This is a genomic window from Micromonospora sp. CV4 (genome assembly GCF_003667455.1).
Lineage (GTDB): Bacteria > Actinomycetota > Actinomycetes > Mycobacteriales > Micromonosporaceae > Micromonospora.
The window spans coordinates 1-20,349 of record NZ_RCVI01000181.1; the positions used below are offsets into that span (position 1 = coordinate 1).

The following is a 20,349-nucleotide window of genomic DNA, read 5'->3' on the forward strand; positions in this document are numbered from 1 at the left end:
GTCGAGGGGAGCGGAGCGGAGGGGCTGATGGTGTGGCTCATGTGTCTTCCTCGTCTGAGTGCGTGGATGGGCCGCCGGTCGACGCGCCCTGCGGCGTCACACCGGCCGCTACGTCGGATCCGGTACGCCGGCCAGGTGCGGCGAGGTCAACGATCCATCCGAGCCCCGCAATGATCAACGCGGGATGACGCCACGATCGTTTAGTCAGGGTCACCAATAGCCGCCACCGCGCTACGGGAGCACTCGCAGGCCCGGCCGGACGTGGTCAACGTGGGGTGATGAGCGGGGCGTAGTCGGCGCGGGTGAGCGGTTGTTCGGACAGCGAGCCGTCGGCGCGGGGCACCGCGAGTGGCCTGCCGTCGCGCAGGAACACCACGGTGGCGACGTCGTCGCGACTGGTCAGCGTGCAGACGATCTGCCCGAAGGCGAGAACCTCGTCGCTACGGCCGGCGTCGTCGTCGGGCTCGTCGACGACGACGCGGGCCTGCGCGCGGGTCACCGTCGCGCCGGCGGCGTTTACCGCTCCGGGCAGCGCGCTGGTCAGGTCGCTGTCGCGTTCGGCCGTACCCGGCCCGGCGAGGAGATGCCGCAGTTGCTCCTCGACCGTGGGGACATGGTCGACGCGCCGGACGACGGAGACGATGCGGTTGTCGCGGACGAGGCAGAGCGTCTCGTCCGCCCGGCCGGCCGGCGCCGCCGTCGTGTCGGCGGGGGCAGCGCTGTGGAACGGCCTGCGCGGCGGCTGCACCGTCCGGGGGCTGTCGTCGGTGGGGACGCCGCAGCCGGTCAGCAGCGCGGCGAGTGCCAGTGGGGCCAGGCGGCGGTAATTCATGGCAGGCTTTCCGGCAGGGTGACGCGGAAGCGGGCGCCTCCGCCGGGGCGGTCGGTGACGGTGGCGTGCCCCCGGTGCGCCGCGGCGTGCTGGGCGACCAGCGCGAGCCCGAGGCCGGTGCCGTCGCCGGCGCCGCGGGTGTGCGCGGCTCGCCCGCGGACGAAGCGGTCGAAGATCGCCTGTCGGTCCTCGATGGACACACCGGGGCCGTCGTCCTCGACCTCGATGACGCCGGCGTCACCGTCGCGGCTCAACCGGACGCCCGCCGGGCCACCCCCGTAGGTCACGGCGTTGTCGAGCAGGTTCGCCAGGATCTGCGCGATACGGCGCCGCTCGACCTGCCAGGTCGCGGGAGCGTCCGCCGCGAGGTGCACGAGCGAGGCCGGCAGGTCGAGGGCCTGGCAGGCGTCCCGGGCCAACGCCACCACGTCCACGGCTTGCCGGTGGGCGGGCTGGTCGCTACGAGCCAGGTCGATCAGGTCGTTGACGAGCCGTTGGAACCGGTCGATCTCGTCGGCGACGAGCCCGGCGGCGGTGGCGGTTCGCTCGTCCAGGTGCTCGCGGCGACGCGCCAGGACGCTGGCCGCCGCGGCGAGGGTCTGCAGTGGTGAGCGCAGTTCGTGGCTGACGTCGGCGGCGAAGCGGCGGTCCCGCTCGATGCGATGGGCGAGCTGGTCGACCATCTGGTTGAACGAGGAGGACAGACGCGTCAGATCGGGGTCGGTGGCCGGGTCGAGGCGCGCGGTGAAGTCGCCGGCGGCGATCTTCTCGGCGGCGTCGGCGACGGCCGTCAGCGGGCGCAGCCCGTGTCGGGTCGCGTACCAGCCGAGGGCCGCGCCGGACCCGGCCACCATGATCGCGACGGTGGTCAGCGCGAGCGCCAGGACCTGGAACGTCTGCTCCAGCTCGCGCAGAGAGTTGATCTCGAAATACGTCGCCGTCGCCGACAGGGGCACCCCGACCACCAGGGCAGGTTGGCCGGCGACGCGTACGCGCTGCACCGCCGGCTCCCCGGAGGCGACGGCCCGTCGCAGGTCGACGGGTATGGCGGTGGTGGTGCCGGGGTCGGCGGTTCGGGCGTACCACGCGCCGTCCAGGTGCAGCACGGGTCGCCGGCCGCCGCCCGTGTCCAGCGACCGAAGCACCTCCACCACGTCGGGAGTGTCGGTGTTCAGCCCGGCCCGGACGACGGCGGCGTCGAAGTAGGCGGCGCGCAGGGCGGTGCGTTCCCGCTCGTCGATCAGGGAGCGGCGGGTCAGCTCGTACGAGACCAGGGCCATGGAGGCGGCGAGCAGGAACGCTCCGACGGCGAACGCGGCGGTGACCCGGGTACGGAGTCCGAGGCGTCTCATCGCTGCAGCTTGTAGCCCAGGCCCCGCAGCGTGACCAGGTGCCGGGGGGTTGCCGGGTCCGACTCGATCTTCTGCCGCAGCCGGCCGACATGCACGTCGACGAGCCTCTCGTCGCCGCTGTCGTAGCCCCAGACCCGTTGCAGCAACTGCTGGCGGGACAGCACCCGGCCGGCGTGTTCGGCAAGCTCGCACAGCAGCCGGAACTCGGTGCGCGTGACCGGTACCGGTTTGCCGGCGCGGCGTACCTCTCCCCCGTCGGGGCTGATCTCCAGTTCGCCGAAGGCGAGCACGGGTACGGGCTCCGGCGCCGGTCCCGTCACGCCGGCACGGGCGCGGCGGCGCAGGGCGCGCAGGCGAGCGGTCAGTTCCTTGATCGCCACCGGCTTGACGATGTAGTCGTCGGCGCCGGCTTCGAGGGCGGCGACGATGTCGTGGGTGTCGTCGCGGGCGCTGACCACCACGACCGGCACGTCATCGTCACGACGCAGGTGCCGAATGCACTCGAAGCCGTCGAGGCCGGGCAGCATCAGGTCGACCAACACGTAGTCGGCCGGGTCGCGGCGCTGGACGCGCAGGCCCTCCTCCGCCGTGGCCGCGCCCACCGCCTCGTAGCCCTCGTCCTCGAGTGCGAGCAGCAGCGCCAGGCGGATGCGGTCGTCGTCCTCGATCACCAGTACGGCCGTCATACCCGGCATCATCCCCAGGCCATCGGCCACGCGGCCAACCGTGCCGGCCGCCTGGCGGATTTGTCACGCAACTGTCATAGATCCGCGCGGTGACCGCCAAGCCGGCACGGCAGGGTCGTAGGCGACCGGGTCCGGAAAGGGAAGGGGCACGCCCGTGACGGGATCACCGGCACCGACGCCGTGCACACTGCCGCTGGTCGAGGTGTGCGTCACCGAACTCGACCTGGCCTGCCTGCCGGCGGCCGGAGCCCTGTTCGACCGGCTGCTGGCCCTGTGTCCCGGGCAGGTCGTGGTCGACCTGTCCAGGTGCCGGCACATCGATGCCGCCGCCATCGGCCTGCTGCTCGATGTGCACCGGCGGCTGGCCCGTGCCGCCGGGGTCCTCACCATCCGCAACCCGAACCCGCGCATCCGACGCATCCTGCACACCGCCCGTCTGGACCAGGTCCTGCCGGTGGTCACCGATCCCCCGCAGTCAACGCCCGGGGGGAGGGCACCCGAACCCGCGTCGGCGCCGCCGGCTCTGGTCGCCCACGGCCGCGCCCCCGTGACCACCGTCCAGTGACGATCCCGCCCGGACGTCACCGCGCGGGACCGCCCCGCCGGCCACCGAAACGTCCAGCGCGGGAGCCGGACCACCGCTTCAGCCCCGCCCCGAACGCCGTACCCCGCCGGACCGGCGGGACACGGGCCCAGGAAGGACCAGCAGAATGACCGTCGTTCCGGACGATCACCTGATGACACTGATCTGCGACACCTGCGGCGACTCCATCAGGGCCACCGCGTGTGTGCTCCCCGACGCCGAGGTCGTCTGGACCCTGGTGTCCGAACACGGCTGGAGTGGTTCCCCGTTCGCCACCGGCCCGCATCGCTGCCCGCACTGCAGCCTGCTGCCGATCTCCGGTGGCGTTAACGCTCCGGGCGACAGCCACGGTCCCGGCGGCATTCTCGGCATCGACCATCTCGACGACATGACCGCCGTCGCCGCCGGTGAGGTCGACCTCGACAACGGTGACTCGCTGCGCGCCGCCCTGTGCCACGCGGAGAACCTGGGCGGACACGTCGTGGTCGACCTGACCCGGGTACCCCACATCGACTCCACCGACCTCGGTCTCCTCGTCCGCGCGCACCGCGACGCGCGCGACCGCGGCGTCACGCTGTGCCTGGCCGCGCCGTCCCGGTTCATCCGCACCGTCCTGCACACCATGCGCCTGGACCGGGCCTTCCCCATCTTCGAGAGCCGCGACGAGGCCCTCGCCCAGCTGTCGCAGGGCCTGGTGTCCGCCCCCACGGCCACGACGGCCGCCCGTTCCTGACCGACGTGGGCCCCGCCCGGAACCCTCCTCGTCGCCGGCAGCGACAACCGACACCTGGGGAGAGCCCATGACCATCACCGGTCTCGTCACCGCGCTCCTCGTCGGCGTCACCGTCGGCCTGCTCGGCGGGCTCGTCCTCCCGGGACGCCGGGAGGCGCCGATCTGGCTGACCGTCGCCGTCGGGGTCGTCGCGGCGCTGGCGGGCACCGTCGTCGCCCATCTGGCGGGCGTCGACACCCGCGCCCTCAACCCCCTGGCCGTGTTCATCGAGGTCGGTCTCGCCGGTGCCGGCGTGGTGCTGGTCGTCGCCACCGCCAGGTCCGAACGGTCCGACTCCGCCTGAGAATCCGGACCCGGACCGTCCACTCAAGGAGCTTTCCGTGTACATGCCCTGGCCACTTCCCGACGAGAACTGGTTCGCCGACGCCTCGCACCAGCCTGAGCAGGGCTCCGAGGACGTACGGGTCGAGGCGCTGGTCGCGCAACGGCTGAGCATCGACTCAACGACGCGGCGCCAGCAGATCAGCGTCTCGGTGCAGAACCGGGTCGTCATCCTCGCCGGCGTGGTGAGTGACCCGGAGACGCGGCAGGCCGCCGCGGAGCTCGCCTGGGAGGTGCCCGGTGTCTTCGACGTCTGCAACTCGTTGCGGCTCAGCGCCCCGCGGCGTGGCCACCGCTGACCGTCGGCCCCACCGCGCGGCTCAGGCGAAGCCGAACAGGGGCGGGAAGGCGAGGACGACCACCCAGGCCCACGCGGCGTACACGATCACGTATCGGGTCTGCCACCGTTCCAGGCGGGCGAAGGGCATGCGGCCACGCACGAAGCCGAGGTAGAGCCATGCCGACCACGCCAGGTTGGCGAGCAGGACGAGGTTCTCGCCCAGTGCCGCGGTCTTGTTCGGGCTGAAACCCCATTCGGTGATCCGGCCCGTGATCGCCGCCAGCACCAGGACGTCAATGATCAGAGCGCTGACGATGAGGGCGAGCTGCAAGCGGTCGAAGAGGCCGGGTCGGGCCGTCAGGTCGCGGGCCGAGATGGCGTACAACAGCATGCCCAGCACGATGACGAGCAGCAGGTCGAAGAGGATGAGGGCGTCGCGCTCGACGTCGATGCCGTTGGTGGTCCAGACGACGGCGACCAGGAAGGCCAGCAGGGTGGCCGTGAAGAGCGGTGTGAAGACCCGGGTCAGCACCGGCGCCATGTTCTCGATGACGCTCTGCTTGGCCTCCACCAGCCATGCCGACACGATGACCGCGGCCATGGCGCCGCACGGCAGCAGCCACGACTGGATGAACCCCTCCGCGTCCACGCCGATGGCCGCGAAGGCGCCCACCGTGAACCCCGTGAGCACGCCTCCGCCGAGTCCGATGAGGACGAAGTAGATCAGCCACTCCCCGGTGAACCGGATGAAGTCCATCCGCCGTCGGTCTGAGCGCCAGTCGCCACCCGTGTAGGCGACGCCGACCACCAGCCACAGCGCTATCGGCAGGTGGATCGCGGTGAGCACCATGGTCTGCGTGTCGTCGGCCAGCGGGTACGCGTTCGCGGCGACCGCGCCGAGGACGAACAGCAGCGCGAGCGCCCCGACGACGCGCGGACCGACGCGGCGCTGCCAGGCGAAGTACGCCGCCAGGGCCGGCAGCGCGAAGAGACTGATGTTTCGCGCGTAGAAGCCGGCGTGGTCGCCGCTTGAGAGGTCGAGCCCGAACCAGGACGGCACCTTGATCGCGAGCGCCGCGACGGCCGCGCAGAGCACCATGACGGGCAGTTCGCGACGGGACCGGGCCGCGCTGGGTGCGTCCGGCTCTCGGGGCAGCACGAGTTGCTTCCATAGGCGCTCGGAGTGCTCCCGGGCGAACTCCCGCGACAGCTCGTCGAGGCCGCCCATGCGCTTGACGGCGATGAGGAACGCCTCGTCGGCTCGCAGGCCGGCCTCGGTCAGCTCGGCGATCCGGCTGCGAAGGTGGTCCTCCAACTCCTCGGCGTCGGTGTGGTGCAGCTCCCGGCGGCGGTGGATGTAGGCCCGCCACTCGGCGATCTGGCCCTCCAGATCGTGGTCGACGCTCATAGTCCCGCCCCCCAGGCCGGTGCCGTGATCGGCTTGATGGACTGCGTCGTGCTCCAGACGCCCCGCAGGGCGTCGACGACCGCGGCCCACTGGCGGCGCTGCTCGGCGAGCTCGGCCCGGCCCTGGTCGGTGATGCGGTAGTACTTCCGGCGTCGTCCCCCCGCCGGGGTCGCCCAGGTCGACTCGACGTGGCCGAGCCGCTCCAGGCGGTGCAGCAGCGGATAGAGCAGGCCGTCGGTCCACTCGAGTTGCCCGCCCGAGAGGTCGTTGACCTGCTTGAGGATCGCGTAGCCGTAGCTCTCGCCCTCGGCGAGGATCCCCAGCACGAGTGGTGTCGCCGAGGCCGCGACGAGGTCCTTGGTGATGTGCATGGCACCGCCTATACCTAGCTCTGCAATGCATAGTAGTTCTAGGTATTACGCCCACGCAAGCAGAATGAGCAGCCCGGACCACCGTCAGCGGGGCGGCATCTCCCGCCGGGACGGGAACGGGGTGCCCGGCTGACCGAGCGTGGAACGGGCGCGCAGCCCCACCGGATCCGGGGCGACGACCGGCGGCGCGGCGGCCGGCTCCGGGGCCCGTCGGGCGTCGAGGTACGCGGCGGCCGCCCGGTCGTCGTCGGTCGGCGCGGCGAGCAGGGCGTAGAGCAGGCCGACCACCCCGAAGATCACCGCCAGCACGATCGGGACCAGGAGCGTGCCCATCCCGGTGCCGGTGAGGTCGCCCTGACCCTCGTGCTGGTGCACCGAGAGGGCGCTCATGCCGGTGAAGTGCATGCCGTTCACGGCGACCCCCATCACCAGGGCGGAGGCGAAGATCGCCAGCGGCCGGCGGACGGTCATCGCGAGCCACAGCGCGACGGTGGCCGCGACGATCGCGATCGCCACCGACAGTCCGACCCGGGTCGTGTCGTAGCCGAGGCTCCCGTTCAGGCGCATCGCCGCCATCCCGGTGTAGTGCATGGCGGCCACACCGACACCGGTGAAGATGCCGCCGGCGATCAGCCGTACCGGGTTCAACCGGCCGGTGCCCACGATGGCCAGGCCGATGCCGACCGCCACGACGGCGATGGCGGTGCTGGCCGCGGTGAGCGGCACGTCGTACCGGATCCGGGTGCCGGCGACGGCGAAGCCGAGCATGGCCATGAAGTGCATCGCCCAGATGGCGGTGCCGCCGAGGGCCCAGGCGGCCAGCAGCCCCCACCACGCGCGCTGGCCGGCGGTGCCGGCGGTACGGATACGCCCGGCGCAGATGAGGCCGAGGACCGAACCGAGCACGGACAGCGCGTAGCTCAGCGTGGGCGTGATCCACCCGTACTCAAAGTGATTGATCTCCGCCACGGCGGTCTTCACCCCATTCGTTACCGACGCGTAAAGGAAGCGCTCGGGCAATGATCAGGGGTGCTCCGAACAGGCGCAACAGCACCCCTCGGGCTATCCGGGGGGTGCTGTCCCGGTGACGGTCCGATACGTCGCTTCGCCGACGGCGGTGACCGAAAGTGATTATCAGGCGGAGGTGTGGTACGCCAGCACGCCCCGGTTGATGGCCGCGATCGCCTGCCGGGCGGTGGAGCGCAGGTCCGGTGCCGCGCCGCCGGAGTCGGCCAGCTGGCCGAGCAGGTCGACCACCTGGCGCGCCCAGCGGACGAAATCACCGGCCGGCATCTCACCGTCGATCTCGTGACCACTGGCGAGCACCTTGGCCAGGGCGTCGCCACGGGCCCACCGGTAGACCGGCCACGCGAAGCCGAGATCCGGCTCCCGGGTCGCGGTCAGCCCGCGCGCCGCCTCGTCGGCCTCGATCTCGCCCCACAGCTTCAGCGTCTCGTCGACCGCGTCGGCCACCGGCCCGCGTGGCAGCGACGCCCGCTCGTCGACGTCGCGGCGCGCCTCGAAGACCACCACGGACACGGCGGCGGCCAACTCGGCCGGGGACAGCCCGTCCCACACCCCCCGGCGCAGGCACTCGGCGACCAGCAGGTCCGCCTCCGTCCAGATCCGGCCGAGCATCCGACCGGCGTCGGTGACCGCGCCGTCGCCGGTGAGATAGCCGCGGTCGGTCAGCAGCGCCACGATCCGGTCGAAGGTCCGCGCGAGGGACCCCGTACGGCCGGACACCCGCTCGCGCAGCTCCTCGGTGTCGCGCTCCAACCGCCGGCGCCGCTCAGCCCAGCGGGCGTGCTCCTCCCGCTCCGGGCAGGCGTGGCAGGGGTGGTTGCGCAGCTCGGTACGGAGCTGGGAGAGCCGGTGGTCGTCGCCGGCCGCCTGCCGGGAACGGCCACCCCGCCGGCCGCCGTGCCGGTCCAGGCCGGTGCCGCTGACCTCGGCGGCGAGGTCGCGCCGGGCGCCCGGCGAACGGTGGTTGAAGTGCTTGGGCACCCGGATCCGGGCCAGCACCTCGGCCGGGGTGGTGAAGTCGCCCGGGCTGACCCGCCCGGCCCAACGGTCCTGGGTGAGCACCAGCGGGCGGGGCTCGCCGAAACCGCCGGTCGCCGGGTCCAGCACCACGGCCAGCCCGGCCCGCCGACCCGCCGGCACCCGGATCACGTCGCCGACCCGCAGCCGCTCCAACGACGCCACGGCAGCGGCCTTCCGCTGGGTCTGCCCCTGCCGGGCGATGGCCTTCTCCCGGTCGGCGATCGCCACCCGCAGGGCGAAGTACTCGTCGAAGTCGCCGTGGTGGCAGGCGGCCTCCGCGCCGTACGCCTCGATGGTCTCGGTGTTGCGCTGCACCTGCCGGGCCAGGCCGACCACCGACCGGTCCGCCTGGAACTGGGCGAACGACGACTCCAGCAGGGCCCGCGCCGGCTCCGCGCCGACCGTGCCGACGAGGTTCACCGCCATGTTGTACGAGGGCCGGAAGCTGGAGCGCAGCGGATAGGTGCGGGTGGAGGCGAGCCCGGCCACGTGCCGCGGGTCGGTCTCCGGGGACCACACCACCACGGCGTGCCCCTCGACGTCGATGCCGCGCCGACCGGCCCGCCCGGTGAGCTGCGTGTACTCCCCCGGGGTCAGGTCGACGTGGGCTTCGCCGTTGTATTTGACCAGCCGTTCCAGGACCACGCAGCGGGCCGGCATGTTGATGCCCAGCGCGAGGGTCTCCGTGGCGAAGACCGCCTTGACCAGGCCGCGGACGAACAGCTCCTCGACGATCTCCTTGAACACCGGGAGCATGCCGGCGTGGTGGGCGGCCAGGCCGCGCTCCAACCCGTCCAGCCACTCCCAGTAGCCCAGCACCGTCAGGTCCTCGCCGGGGATCGCGGTGACCCGGGACTCGACCACCCGACGGATCTCGGCCCGCTCCTCGGGCGAGGTGAGCCGCAGCCCGGCGGCGAGGCACTGCTGCACCGCGGCGGCGCAGCCGGCCCGGCTGAAGATGAACAGGATCGCCGGGAGCAGACCCTCGCGGTCCAGCCGGTCGACGATGTCCGGACGCATCGGGCCGCGCCAGCGTGGGCCGCGCCGGCCGGAGCCGGGCCCGGCGCTGCGGCCCTCGCCCAGCTCCAGACGGCGCATGGTGTCGCGGGTGTAGCGCAGCAGTTCCGGGTGCACGTCGTGTTTGCGGGCGGCGTCGGCGTCGTGGAACAGGTCGAACATCCGCTTGCCGACCAGCATGTGCTGCCACAGCGGCACCGGCCGGTGCTCGCTGACCACCACCGCGGTCTCGCCGCGCACGGTGACCAGCCAGTCGGCGAACTCCTCGGCGTTGGAGACGGTCGCCGACAACGAGACCAGGGTGACCGAGGCGGGCAGGTGGATGATCACCTCTTCCCACACCCCGCCACGGAACCGGTCGGCGAGGTAGTGCACCTCGTCCATCACCACGTAGGCCAGCCCCTGCAGGGTGCTGGAGCCCGCGTAGAGCATGTTGCGCAGCACCTCGGTGGTCATCACCACCACCGGCGCGTCGCCGTTGATGGCGTTGTCGCCGGTGAGCAGGCCGACCTGCTCGGCGCCGTACCGCGCGACCAGGTCGTGGTACTTCTGGTTGGACAGCGCCTTGATCGGCGTGGTGTAGAAGCACTTGCGCCGGGTCGGCGGCACCCCCGGGTCGTCGGCCGCCGCCGCGTCGCCGGGCCGCCCGCGCAACGCCAGGTGTACGGCGAACTCCCCGACCACGGTCTTGCCGGCGCCGGTGGGGGCGCAGACCAGCACCCCGCTGCCCCGCTCCAGGGACTGGCACGCCTCGCGCTGGAAGTCGTCGAGATCGAACCCCAGATCAAGGGCGAACTCGTCCAGCGCCGGGAACTGTGAGGCCTGCGCGGCCCGGCGGCGCGCCGCGACGTACCGCTCGGCGGGGCTCGACATGTCACCAAGATTAGTGCGTGCCGGGACACCGCACCCGACAAGGCCGTGCGGCGGGGCCGTCGGCGGCGGTCGGTAGGGTGCACGGCGTGCCGGACCATGCCGAACCGCCCCAGACTCGTCCGCCGGGCAGCGCCGATGACGCCGCCGCCTCCCGGGCGTCCCGACGGCCCGTCAAGGCGGTGCTCTTCGACTTCCACGGCACCCTGGCCCAGGTTGAGGAGCCGCGGCAGTGGGTGCTGGAGGCCGCGGCGACATGCGGGGTCACCCTGGATCGCGTCAAGGCCACCTCGCTGGCCGACCGGCTGCTGACCGCCGGGCGGGCCGGCGGGCCACTGCCGGCCCGGGTGCCGCCCCGGCTGGCCGAGCTGTGGGCCGACCGGGACCTCTACCCGCACGCCCACCGCGGCGCCTACACGGGGCTGGCCGAGACCGTCGACGCGGGCATCGAGGGCTTCGCCGACGCCCTCTACGAGCGGCTGCTGACCGCCGAGGGCTGGCTGCCGTACCCGGACACCGCCCCCACCCTGACCGCGCTGCGCGATGCCGGGGTAAAGGTGGCGGTGGTCAGCAACATCGGCTTCGACCTGCGGCCGCACTTCGACGCCTGGGGGCTGACCGACCTCGTCGACGCGTTCGTGCTCTCCTACGAGGTCGGGCGGTGCAAACCCGACCCGGCGATCTTCTGGCGCGCCTGCGGGATGCTCGGCGTCGACCCCGAGCAGACGCTGATGGTCGGTGACACCCCGGCGGACGCGGGCGCGGTGGCCGCCGGCTGTTCGGTGCTGGTCCTGCCGGCCGCCGACCCGGGCCGGGAGAACGGGCTGGGCGCCGTCCTGGACCTGGCGCTGCCGGCCTGAGCGGCGCCGCCGGACCTGTCAGTCCGGGATGTGGATCACCGGTAGATCGCCGTCGCCGTACCGGTCCTCGCCGGTCAGGATCGAGGCGTCGTGTTCGAGGCAGGCGAGCACGGTGGTGGCCAGATCGGCGCGGCCCGTCAGCGTGCGCCAGTAGCTGAGCTCGTGCCAGGAGTGACCCTCGGTGGAGAGCACCGTGCAGGCGTCCAGGGTCAGCAGCCGGTGCAGCGTCGCCCGGTCCTTCGGGTCACTGACGATCGCCAGGGCCTCCGCCGCCGTCACGGCGGTGACACCGAACCGGTTGCGGTCCTGGATGACCTCGTGCAGCGGCTCCCCGACGTGCACCGACCCCGCCAGGTAGGCCAGCAGTGCCGACCGGTCCAGCACGAGCCGGACCGGCCGGTCGTCCGCAAGGCTCACGCGGCTGGCTGCTCGACAGTGCCGGCGGCGGCGTCCAGCACGTGCTGGCGCGCCCGCTCCCGCAGGGCGTTCCGGCGCTCCGGCGACCACTCGGCTTCCACGGCGGCACGGCGGGCGCGCGCCTCGGCCACGCCCTGCTCAGTGATCTGGATGCCCTGATGGGCCAGCTCCGCATCGAGGGCGTCCAGGCGCATGCGGTCCCGGACGGCCTGGGTGATGTAGGCGCTCGCGTTCGACTCCTGCTCCAGGCGCTCAGCCACGTCGGGTGGTACGGAGATCGACAGTTTCCGCATCGCGCTGGTCATACCACGCACGGTACGCCGGTAGCACCGCGTTGGCGACCGTCAACGGCCGTGTGGGCGCGACGGTCATTGGTGGACACCGCCGGAGGGCGGCCGAAGCAGACCGCCTAGCGTCATGGCCGTGACGGAAACCCTGCTGCCCGCGTCGAGTCCAGCCGGCGCGCCACCGGCCCGGCGCGGTGGCGTCGCCGCCGTGGGGCTGGTGCTCGGCGGCGCGCTGTCGGTGCAGTTCGGCTCCGCCGTGGCCGCCCTGCTCTTCCCGCGGACCGGGGTGGCCGGCGCGGTCACCCTGCGACTGACGATCTCGGCCGTCCTGCTGCTCCTCGTGTGCCGGCCCCGACTGCGCGGGTACGACCGGTCGGCCTGGGCCGCGGCCGGCGCGTTCGGGCTGGCGCTGGCCGGCATGAACTCGCTGTTCTACCAGGCCATCGAGCGGATCCCGCTGGGCCCGGCGGTGACCCTGGAGGTGCTCGGCCCGCTGGCGCTGTCGGTGTTCACCGCCCGCCGGCTGGCCAGTTGGTGCTGGGCGGGGCTGGCGCTGGCCGGCGTGGCGCTGCTCGGGCAGGGCGGCTTCGACCGGCTGAACCCGGCCGGCGTGGCCTTCGCGTTCGGCGCGGGCGCCATGTGGGCCGCGTACATCGTGCTCAGCGCCCGGGTCGGCGGCCGGTTCCCGGGCGCGGACGGGCTGGCCCTGGCACTCACGCTCGCCGCCGTGATCACCCTGCCCCTGGGCATCATCGACGGGGGCTCGGTGCTGCTCGACCCGCCCGTGCTGGCGCTCGGCACGGCCCTCGCGGTGCTCGCCTCCGGGCTGCCGTACACCCTGGAGCTGCTGGCGCTGCGCCGGATGCCCACCGCCACCTTCGCGGTGCTGATGAGCCTCGGCCCGGCCATCGCCACGCTCGCCGGTTGGCTGGTGCTGCGGCAGGCGCTGACGTTGCTGGAGTGCGCCGCCATCGTGCTGGTCATCGCGGCCAGCATCGGGGCGGTGCGGGTCAGCGCAGCAGCCGCAGCGCGCCCGGCACCACGCTGACCGTCACCGGCAGGTCCAGCGAGCGCTCACCGTCGGCGTACGTGGTGATGCCCTCCGCGCTCAGCTCCACCGTCCGCGCCCGGTAGCTGCGCACCAGGGGATGGTCGACGTGGGTGCCCTGGTAGATGCGCGGCTTGATGCGGATCAGGGTGCGCCGGTCGATCCGACCACCCACCACCACGTCCAGCAGCCCGTCGGTCGGGTCGGCGTCGGGACAGATGCGCATTCCGCCCCCGTAGCTCGGGCAGTTGCCCACCGCCACCAGCACCGCGTCCAGTTCGTGCGGCACCCCGTCCAGTCGTAGCGTGTACCGCCGGGGTCGCAACCGGGCCAGCTCGACGAGGATCGCCAGGTCGTACCGGCGGGGGCCGCGCGGCCAGCGCATCCGGTTGGCCCGCTCGTTGACGATCGCGTCGAACCCGGCCGCGAGGACCGCCCCGTACCAGCGCTCGGCGCCGTCGGCGCCGGTCATCCGGGCCAGGTCGACCGGGCGGGTCCGGCCGGCGCGCAACGCCTCGGCGATTCCCGCGACCGCCGCCACCGGATCGGCCGGGAAGCCGGTGTCCACGGCGAAGTCGTTGCCAGTGCCCGCCGGCACGGCCCCGAACGGCACGGCGGTGCCCGCGACGGCCTGCATCGCCCGGTGCACGGTGCCGTCCCCGCCCATCGCGACCAGCGCGCCGGCGCCGTCGGCGACCGCGGCGCGGCAGGCCGCCTCCGCCTCGGCGGGACTCGCCGCCGACAGCAGCCGGACCGGTCGCCCGGCGGCGGCCAGGCCCTCCAGCAGCCGGGGCAGCAGCGAACGGTGCCGTCCCCGGCCGGCCGTCGGGTTGGCGAGCACGGCGACAGGGCCCCCGGCGAGCGAGTGATCGTCTGCGGTCACGGGCAGCACCGTAACCGGTGCGACGCCCGCCGTACATCGGCCGGGACGACCCTCACCGGCGGTCCCGGTCAGGCCGCTCTCCGTAAGAAGGTTGGGGTGGTTCCCTGGATCCCGCGCGAGCCCGCCACGACGCGAGTTTCGCCGATCCCGAGCCCACCCCACAACGCGGCGACGCCGCCCCCGGTAGGCGGGGACGGCGTCGGCGGACCGGGCGACGCGGGGCCGTCAGGTCATGTCGTCGTAGCGGCGTTCGATCGGAGCGGGCGCGGCGATCGGGTCCGGTGCGCCGACCGGTGCGGTCGCGTCGACCCGCTGCCCCGCCTCGACCGGCTCCGGGTCGTGCTCCAGCGGCGACACCTCGTCGTCGTCGAGGCCGGCGTAGGCCTCCTTGCCGCGCCCACGCCGCTTGTCGTTGAGGAACGCGATGCCCACCGCGCCGAAGTAGAGCGCGGAGAGGCAGATCGCCAGGGCGGTCATCCCGAACGGGTCCGGGGTGGGTGTGACCACGGCGGAGAACGCGAAGAACACGAAGATCGCCACGCGCCACCAGCTGAGCAGCCGCTTCGCGCTGGCCAGGCCGACGAAGTTGAGCATCAGCACGATCAGCGGGAACTCGAACGCCACCCCGAACAGCAGGATCAGGTTGGTGACGAACGAGATGTACCGGGTGACTTCCAGGGTGGTCGAGATGTCGTCGCCGGACACGTTCATCAGGAACTCGAGGCCCTTGGCGGTGACGAAGTACGCCAGCACCGCTCCGGCGGCGAAGAGCGGCGCCGCCATGGCCGTGAACGCGTAGGCGTAGCGCCGCTCGTGCCGGTGCAGCCCGGGCGCGATGAACGCCCAGAGCTGGTAGAGCCAGATCGGCGCTGCGATGATCAGGCCCACCCACAGGCCGATCTTCAGGTTCAGCAGGAAGAGGTCCGCCGGGCCTAGCTGGACGAACAGGCACTTGCCGGAGGTCGGGTCGACCGACCCCGGCAGGTCGCAGTACGGCTGCGACAACAACAACCGGACCCGCTCGGCCAGCCAGATGCCGACGCCAAAGCCGATCATGATCGCCAGTGACGCGCGGAACAGCCGATTGCGCAGCTCGCGAACGTGCTCGATGAGCGTCATCGAGCCGTCGGACGCACGCTCGAAGGTGCTCGGGCCGCGTTTACGCAGTGCGAAGGCCACGGTGCTCGGGCCTCCCGGTCAGTTGTCGCGGACGCGGTGCACCGGGTCGGCGACCGGCTGCTGCGGCGGCGCCTGCTGGTACGGCGCCTGCTGCGGCTGCCCGACCTGCGGCGGCAGCGGCTGGTAGCCGGCCTGCGCGTCGGCCTTCTCGGCGAGGTCGCGGTCGTCGTCCTGCAGGCTCTTGGTCTCGGCCTTGATGATCCGCAGCGAACGACCCAGCGAGCGGGCCGCATCGGGAAGCCGCTTCGCACCGAAGAGCAGGATCAGCACAACCACGAGAACCGCGATGTGCCACGGCTTGAGGGCACCCATGAGAAGCTCCAGTCGCTCTGTGTGTCCGGGGGCGGTACGCAGCCCATCGTACGTGCGGATCGGCCGGTTGCCACCTGCCGGGGGCAGTCGTCGCGGCCCGGCCGGTGAAGTCTTGACCAACCGCGATGATCAGTCAACCATCGCGCAGCGGTCACGTCCGCAGCGGAGCGCCCCGGCCGGGGGCGGCATGGCGACGCGGGTCGATCAGCCGCGCCTGGCCTTGATCAGGGCGAGTCGCTGCTGGGCGGTGTCGAGCTGGCGCTGAACACCCTCGGCGCGCTGCTGCAACGCCTCGGCGGTGTCCCGCAGCGCCTCCGCCTCGACGGCCCGACGTTGCAGCGCCACCGCGGCGCGGCGCAGCTGGGGCAGCCGCGTCAGCACCGGCCGCACGGCCAGCGCGAGCGCCACGAGCGGGAGCAGCACCACCGCGAGCACGATCCATGTCAGCACGGCGGTCAGCCTACTGGGTGCGGCCGGCCACCGCCGGGTCGCCCGACGGCGCGTCAGGCGTCGCCGGGTCGGCCTCGGGCCGCCGGAGCGCGGCGGTGGGAGCGGGCACGGCGTACGCGTCCAGCGCGGCGGCCGCCGTCGCCCGGACCTGCTCGGCCAGTTCGACCGGGGCGACCACGGTGACGTCCGGGCCGAGGCCGAGCACGAACCGGCGGGCCCAACCCAGGTCGGTCACCCGCAGCGAGACCAGCCACTGGTCGCCGTCGCCGGCCTCCACCCGCTCACACGGGTAGTACTCGGTGATCCACCGCTCGCCCCGGCCGACCCGCAGGGTGATCAGCGGCAGGTCGGGTGAGGGGCGGAAGACGCCCTCGGTCAGGTCGTGCGGGACGGCCTGCGGCGGAACGGTGGCCGGCTCGGCCAGCTCGGTGATCGCGTCGATGCGGTCGGCGCGGAACAGGCGGACCGCCTCGGCGCGGCGACACCACGCCTCCACGTACGCCTGGCCGCCCACCATGAGCATCCGCAGCGGGTCGATGACCCGGTCGGTGGTCTCGTCGCGGGTGGCCGTGTAGTAGGTGATCCGCAGCGCCCGGCCGCCCTCCACGGCGGCGCGCAGCGCCTCCACCCGCCGGTTGTCCCCGGGCAGTCGCACCGCCACGGGCGCGCCCACCAGATCCCCGGCGGCGTCCTCGATCTTCGCGAGGGCCCGCTCGACGGCCTCCCGGTTGGCCACCCCGGGTGTCTCGGCGAGCATCCGCAGCGCCACCACGAGCGCGAGGGCCTCGTCGGGGGTGAGCCGCAGCGGGCGGTCGATGCCGGCGTCGTAGGTGATGGTCACCCGGTCGCCGTCGAAGGCCATGTCGATCAGGTCGCCGGGGCCGTAACCGGGCAGCCCGCACACCCAGAGCAGCTCCAGGTCCTCGCGCAGCTGCCGCTCGGTGACGCCCAGGTCACCGGCCGCCTCGGCGATCTCGATGCCCGGCCGGGCCAGCAGGTAGGGCACCAGGTTGAGCAGCCGGGCCAGGCGGTCGGCGGAGGCCCGGGAGCCGCCCCGGGCGGCCGGCCGGGTCATCGGGCACCCCCGGTCACGGCCAGCTCGTCGTGTCGCGCGGCGATCTCCTTGAGCCGCTGGATGACCGCCTCGCGGACCTCGGGCGGATCGAGCACGCGCACCTCGGGGCCGTACCGGACGAGTTGGCCGGCGAGCCCGTCCGGGTCGGCGTACGGCAGGACCAGCCGGTCGCCGTCCGGACCGGCGGTCACCTCGACCGCCCAGCGGCGCAGCCCGGCGGCCCGGCCCGGCGCGGCCAGGACGGTGGCCCGACCGGTGCGCTCCACCGGCCCGGACCAGCGGGCCACGTGGCTGATCAGGTCGACCCCGGCCGGCGGCTGGTAACCGCCGGGCGCGCCGGTCACCCGGACCGCGCCGACCACCCGGGACAGCCGGAAGCAGCGGGTCGCCGCGCGGTCCAGGTCGTGGCCGACCACATACCACCGGCCACGCCAACAGACCACGCCCCACGGCTGGAGCCGCCGGCGGCTGGGCGCGTCCCGGTCGGGCACCCGGTAGTCGAACCCGACCTCGCGACGATCGCGGGCGGCGGCGGTCAGCGGCGCGAACGCCGGATCGACGGTGACCATCGGCTCCAGGCCCAGGGTGGCCTGCGGGTCCACGTCCACGCCGGCGGCGCGCAGCTTGGCCAGCCCGGACGACGCGGCGGCGGCGAGACCGGCGTGCTGCCACAGCCGCGCGGCGATGCCCACGGCGGCGGCCTCGTCCGGTTCGAGAGGGATGTCGGGCAGCGCGTATTCGCGGTGGGCGATCCGGTAGCCGGGCTCGGCGTCGAAGACGCTGGCCGTCCCCGTCTCCAGGGGCACGCCCAGCTCGCGCAGCTCGGCCTTGTCCCGCTCGAACTTGCGCTGGAACGCTTCGTGGTCACGCGCGTCGTCCGGATCGTGCTCGTAACCGGGCACGGTCGCGGCGATCTGCGCGGCGGTCAGGAACCGTCGCGTGGACAGCAGGCAGATCACCAGGTTGACCAGGCGTTCGGTGCGGGTCCGCGACACGGGTAGACGCTAGCAGCCGACGCGCCCGAGACGTGCACCCGCGCGGGCGTGCCGCACATCTGTTCGGATCGGAGGTGTCGCGGACCACTAGCCCGGCGCGCCGCCGCCACCGGTCATAGGGTGATCCCCATGTCGCAAGCGGGGGCCAGGCCGGAGAGCGAGAGCGTCGGCACCGTGGTCGTCGCCGGGGCCGCGAACCTCGCCATCGCGGTGGCCAAGCTGATCGCCGGGCTGATCTCCGGCTCGGCCGCGATGCTCTCCGAGGCGGCGCACTCGGTCGCCGACACCACCACCGAGGTGCTGCTCTTCCAGGCGCTGCGCCGCGGCGCCCGGCCGGCGGACACCCGGCACCCCTTCGGGTACGGCAAGGAGAGCTACGTCTGGGCGTTCTTCGCCGCCATGTTCACCTTCGTCGCCGGCGCCGGTTTCGCCGTCACCCACGGCGTGACCACCATCCTGGTGCACCAGCACAGCGGCGACTACCTGATCTCCTACATCGTGCTCGGGGTGTCCTTCGTCATCGAGTCGATCTCGCTGGCCCGGGCCGTGCGGCAGGTCCGCCGCGAGTCCCGCCGTTGGGACACCACACCCCGCCGGTTCCTGCGGCTGACCGCCGACACCACCGTCAAGGCCGTCTTCCTGGAGGACAGCGCGGCCCTGATCGGGCTGCTGCTTGCCGCGCTCGGGGTCGGCCTGTCCCAGGCCACCGGCGACGAGGTGTGGGACGGCATCGCGTCGATCCTCATCGGGCTGCTGCTCCTGACCGTCGCCGGGATCCTGGCCAGCAACAACCTGTCGCTGCTGGTCGGCCGGGCGGTCCCGGAGCGGCTGCGCCACGAGATCGAGCGGGACCTGGCCGCGCTGCCCGAGGTGGAACGGATCGACACCCTGCTGACCATGCAGCTCGGCCCGGACGACATCCTGGTCGCCGCGAAGGTCGACTTCCGCGACGAGGCCACCGGCGCGGCCATCGAAGCCACCGCAGACGAGGCCGAACGACGGCTCACCGGGCGGTTCCCGGAGATCCGCTACGTCTTCCTCGACCCCACCCGATCGCTGCCCGGCGCCGGTGGCAGGACCCGTGACACCCAGGCCGTACCGCACCCGGATCCCGGCAGCGAACCCGAGCGGAGCTGAGCCACCCGCCGGACCACCCGGGCGCGGGGCGCCGGACCCGCGCGGCTAGCGTGCCCGTCATGGTGCGATGGCGGGCGGGGACGGTGGCGGCGCTGCGACGGCAGTGGGCCGGGGCGGTGGAGCTGGACGTCGACCTGCCCGACGGCACCCGCATGCGGGCGCTGGCCTACCCGGAGTTGGTCGGCACGCCCGAGCCCGGCGACCGCGTGCTGCTCAACGCCGGCGCGCTGCTGATGGGGCTGGGCACCGGCGGGTACGCCCTGGTGGTGGCTCTGCCGGACCGGCTGCCGCCGGACCCGCCGGACGGCGGCGACACCCGCGACGCGGGGCACCTCGTCAAGGCCCGCTACACCCCCCTGCAACCGATCCTGCTCGGCGTCGACGAGGAGGCGTCACCGCACCGCGACGTGCTGGCCGACGCCGACGACCTGGGCGGGCTGCCGGTCGTCACCGCCGACCTGCACTCGGCCCTGCCGGCGATCCTGGCCGGCATCCGCGCCGACGCCCCGCACGCCCGGGTGGCGTACCTGCTCACCGACGGCGGGGCTCTGCCGGCCTGGTTCTCCCGCACCCTCGCCGGGTTGCGCGCCGAGCTGGCCGGCACGATCACCGTCGGGCAGTCGTTCGGCGGCGACCTGGAGGCCACCACCCTGCACGGCGGCCTGCTCGCCGCCCGGCACGTGCTGCGCGCCGACGTGGCCGTGGTCGCGCAGGGCCCCGGCAACCTCGGCACCGGCACCCGGTGGGGCTTCTCCGGAGTCGCCGTCGGCGAGGCGGTCAACGCGATCGCCACGCTGGGCGGTCGGCCGGTCGGGTCGCTGCGGATCTCCGCCGCCGATCCCCGCCCCCGACACCGGGGCGTGTCGCACCACAGCCTGACCGCGTACGGACGGGTGGCGCTCGCCCCGGCGGAGCTGGTGGTGCCCGACGACCTGGACCCGGCGTTGGCCGCCGAGGTGGACGCGGCGCTGGCCCCGCTGGCGTCCCGGCACCGCATCGTCCGGGTGCCCACCGCCGGTCTCGACGCCGCGCTGCGGGCCAGCGTCGTGCCACTGTCCACGATGGGACGGGGCCTCGACGCGGACCACGCCTACTTCCTCGCGGCAGCGGCAGCCGGCCGCCACGCCACAACCCTCCTGACCTGACC

23 protein-coding genes are annotated in these 20,349 nt (G+C 73.4%); 8 read left to right on the forward strand and 15 right to left on the reverse strand.

Annotated elements, in window-relative coordinates:
• Positions 1-265: 265 nt before the first annotated feature.
• From EAD98_RS05135 to EAD98_RS05145, 3 genes are read right to left on the reverse strand one after another with little or no spacing between them, the layout of a single operon-like run.
• Positions 266-832, reverse strand: a complete 567-nt coding sequence (locus tag EAD98_RS05135; RefSeq protein ID WP_121652927.1) for a GerMN domain-containing protein — start codon at positions 830-832, stop codon at positions 266-268.
• Positions 829-2,184, reverse strand: coding sequence for a cell wall metabolism sensor histidine kinase WalK (locus EAD98_RS05140; RefSeq protein WP_121652928.1), 1,356 nt, complete (start codon positions 2,182-2,184; stop codon positions 829-831). Before EAD98_RS05140 ends, EAD98_RS05135 begins: the two co-directional genes overlap by 4 nt.
• Positions 2,181-2,870: a response regulator transcription factor gene (locus EAD98_RS05145; RefSeq protein WP_121652929.1), complete on the reverse strand. Its 690-nt coding sequence runs from the start codon at positions 2,868-2,870 to the stop codon at positions 2,181-2,183. The genes EAD98_RS05140 and EAD98_RS05145 overlap by 4 nt, the downstream gene beginning before the upstream one ends.
• Positions 2,871-3,024: 154 nt before the next feature.
• On the opposite strand from EAD98_RS05145, the gene EAD98_RS05150 reads away from it, so the two are divergent.
• The 4 genes from EAD98_RS05150 to EAD98_RS05165 all read left to right on the forward strand — a co-directional run bounded on the left by EAD98_RS05150 (position 3,025) and on the right by EAD98_RS05165 (position 4,866).
• Positions 3,025-3,435, forward strand: coding sequence for an STAS domain-containing protein (locus EAD98_RS05150; RefSeq protein WP_121652930.1), 411 nt, complete (start codon positions 3,025-3,027; stop codon positions 3,433-3,435).
• 145 nt (positions 3,436-3,580) lie between these two features.
• Entirely contained in the window at positions 3,581-4,186 is a 606-nt protein-coding gene (locus EAD98_RS05155; RefSeq protein WP_121652931.1) for an STAS domain-containing protein, read from the forward strand.
• 67 nt (positions 4,187-4,253) lie between these two features.
• A complete protein-coding gene (locus EAD98_RS05160) occupies positions 4,254-4,529 on the forward strand; it encodes a GlsB/YeaQ/YmgE family stress response membrane protein (RefSeq protein ID WP_121652932.1) in 276 nt (91 codons plus the stop codon).
• Positions 4,530-4,566: 37 nt separating this feature from the next.
• Complete coding sequence (locus tag EAD98_RS05165; RefSeq protein ID WP_233578234.1) at positions 4,567-4,866, forward strand: BON domain-containing protein; 300 nt, start codon at positions 4,567-4,569, stop codon at positions 4,864-4,866.
• 21 nt (positions 4,867-4,887) lie between these two features.
• On the opposite strand, the gene EAD98_RS05170 is transcribed toward EAD98_RS05165, so the two are convergent.
• The 4 genes from EAD98_RS05170 to EAD98_RS05185 form a co-directional block, all read right to left on the reverse strand.
• Entirely contained in the window at positions 4,888-6,255 is a 1,368-nt protein-coding gene (locus EAD98_RS05170) for a permease prefix domain 1-containing protein (RefSeq protein WP_121652933.1), read from the reverse strand.
• Entirely contained in the window at positions 6,252-6,626 is a 375-nt protein-coding gene (locus EAD98_RS05175) for a PadR family transcriptional regulator (protein ID WP_121652934.1), read from the reverse strand. Before EAD98_RS05175 ends, EAD98_RS05170 begins: the two co-directional genes overlap by 4 nt.
• Positions 6,627-6,710: 84 nt before the next feature.
• On the reverse strand, positions 6,711-7,595 hold the full coding sequence (locus EAD98_RS05180; protein WP_121652947.1) for an MHYT domain-containing protein: 885 nt from the start codon (positions 7,593-7,595) through the stop codon (positions 6,711-6,713).
• A 165-nt stretch (positions 7,596-7,760) separates the two neighbouring features.
• Entirely contained in the window at positions 7,761-10,562 is a 2,802-nt protein-coding gene (locus tag EAD98_RS05185) for an RNA helicase (protein ID WP_121652935.1), read from the reverse strand.
• 86 nt (positions 10,563-10,648) lie between these two features.
• Here EAD98_RS05185 and EAD98_RS05190 point away from each other — a divergent pair, with 86 nt between their 5' ends.
• Positions 10,649-11,419, forward strand: coding sequence for an HAD family hydrolase (locus tag EAD98_RS05190; RefSeq protein ID WP_121652948.1), 771 nt, complete (start codon positions 10,649-10,651; stop codon positions 11,417-11,419).
• Between the two features lie 18 nt (positions 11,420-11,437).
• On the opposite strand, the gene EAD98_RS05195 is transcribed toward EAD98_RS05190, so the two are convergent.
• Positions 11,438-11,836, reverse strand: a complete 399-nt coding sequence (locus tag EAD98_RS05195) for a hypothetical protein (protein WP_121652936.1) — start codon at positions 11,834-11,836, stop codon at positions 11,438-11,440.
• A complete protein-coding gene (locus EAD98_RS05200; protein ID WP_121652937.1) occupies positions 11,833-12,141 on the reverse strand; it encodes a hypothetical protein in 309 nt (102 codons plus the stop codon). Before EAD98_RS05200 ends, EAD98_RS05195 begins: the two co-directional genes overlap by 4 nt.
• A 112-nt stretch (positions 12,142-12,253) precedes the next feature.
• On the opposite strand from EAD98_RS05200, the gene EAD98_RS05205 reads away from it, so the two are divergent.
• Positions 12,254-13,171, forward strand: a complete 918-nt coding sequence (locus EAD98_RS05205; protein ID WP_121652938.1) for a DMT family transporter — start codon at positions 12,254-12,256, stop codon at positions 13,169-13,171.
• Here the strand turns inward: EAD98_RS05205 and EAD98_RS05210 are convergent.
• The 6 genes from EAD98_RS05210 to EAD98_RS05235 form a co-directional block, all read right to left on the reverse strand.
• On the reverse strand, positions 13,134-14,063 hold the full coding sequence (locus tag EAD98_RS05210) for a diacylglycerol kinase family protein (RefSeq protein ID WP_121652939.1): 930 nt from the start codon (positions 14,061-14,063) through the stop codon (positions 13,134-13,136). The two genes, EAD98_RS05205 and EAD98_RS05210, sit on opposite strands and share 38 nt — an antisense overlap.
• Positions 14,064-14,279: 216 nt before the next feature.
• On the reverse strand, positions 14,280-15,233 hold the full coding sequence (gene tatC / locus EAD98_RS05215) for a twin-arginine translocase subunit TatC (RefSeq protein WP_121652940.1): 954 nt from the start codon (positions 15,231-15,233) through the stop codon (positions 14,280-14,282).
• 18 nt (positions 15,234-15,251) lie between these two features.
• Positions 15,252-15,545, reverse strand: a complete 294-nt coding sequence (gene tatA, locus EAD98_RS05220; protein WP_089021067.1) for a Sec-independent protein translocase subunit TatA — start codon at positions 15,543-15,545, stop codon at positions 15,252-15,254.
• Positions 15,546-15,749: 204 nt separating this feature from the next.
• Complete coding sequence (locus tag EAD98_RS05225) at positions 15,750-15,995, reverse strand: hypothetical protein (protein ID WP_121652941.1); 246 nt, start codon at positions 15,993-15,995, stop codon at positions 15,750-15,752.
• 10 nt (positions 15,996-16,005) lie between these two features.
• On the reverse strand, positions 16,006-17,070 hold the full coding sequence (locus EAD98_RS05230) for a YafY family protein (protein WP_121652942.1): 1,065 nt from the start codon (positions 17,068-17,070) through the stop codon (positions 16,006-16,008).
• Positions 17,067-18,065 carry a YafY family protein gene (locus EAD98_RS05235; protein ID WP_121652943.1) on the reverse strand — a complete coding sequence of 333 codons (999 nt, stop codon included), beginning with the start codon at positions 18,063-18,065 and terminating at the stop codon, positions 17,067-17,069. The genes EAD98_RS05230 and EAD98_RS05235 overlap by 4 nt, the downstream gene beginning before the upstream one ends.
• 129 nt (positions 18,066-18,194) lie before the next feature.
• Between EAD98_RS05235 and EAD98_RS05240 the strand changes: the two genes are divergently transcribed.
• The gene (locus tag EAD98_RS05240) at positions 18,195-19,202 is read left to right on the forward strand and encodes a cation diffusion facilitator family transporter (protein ID WP_121652944.1); all 1,008 of its coding nucleotides are present in this window, start codon (positions 18,195-18,197) and stop codon (positions 19,200-19,202) included.
• 59 nt (positions 19,203-19,261) lie between these two features.
• Positions 19,262-20,347 carry a DUF3866 family protein gene (locus EAD98_RS05245; RefSeq protein WP_121652945.1) on the forward strand — a complete coding sequence of 362 codons (1,086 nt, stop codon included), beginning with the start codon at positions 19,262-19,264 and terminating at the stop codon, positions 20,345-20,347.
• Positions 20,348-20,349: the final 2 nt, after the last annotated feature.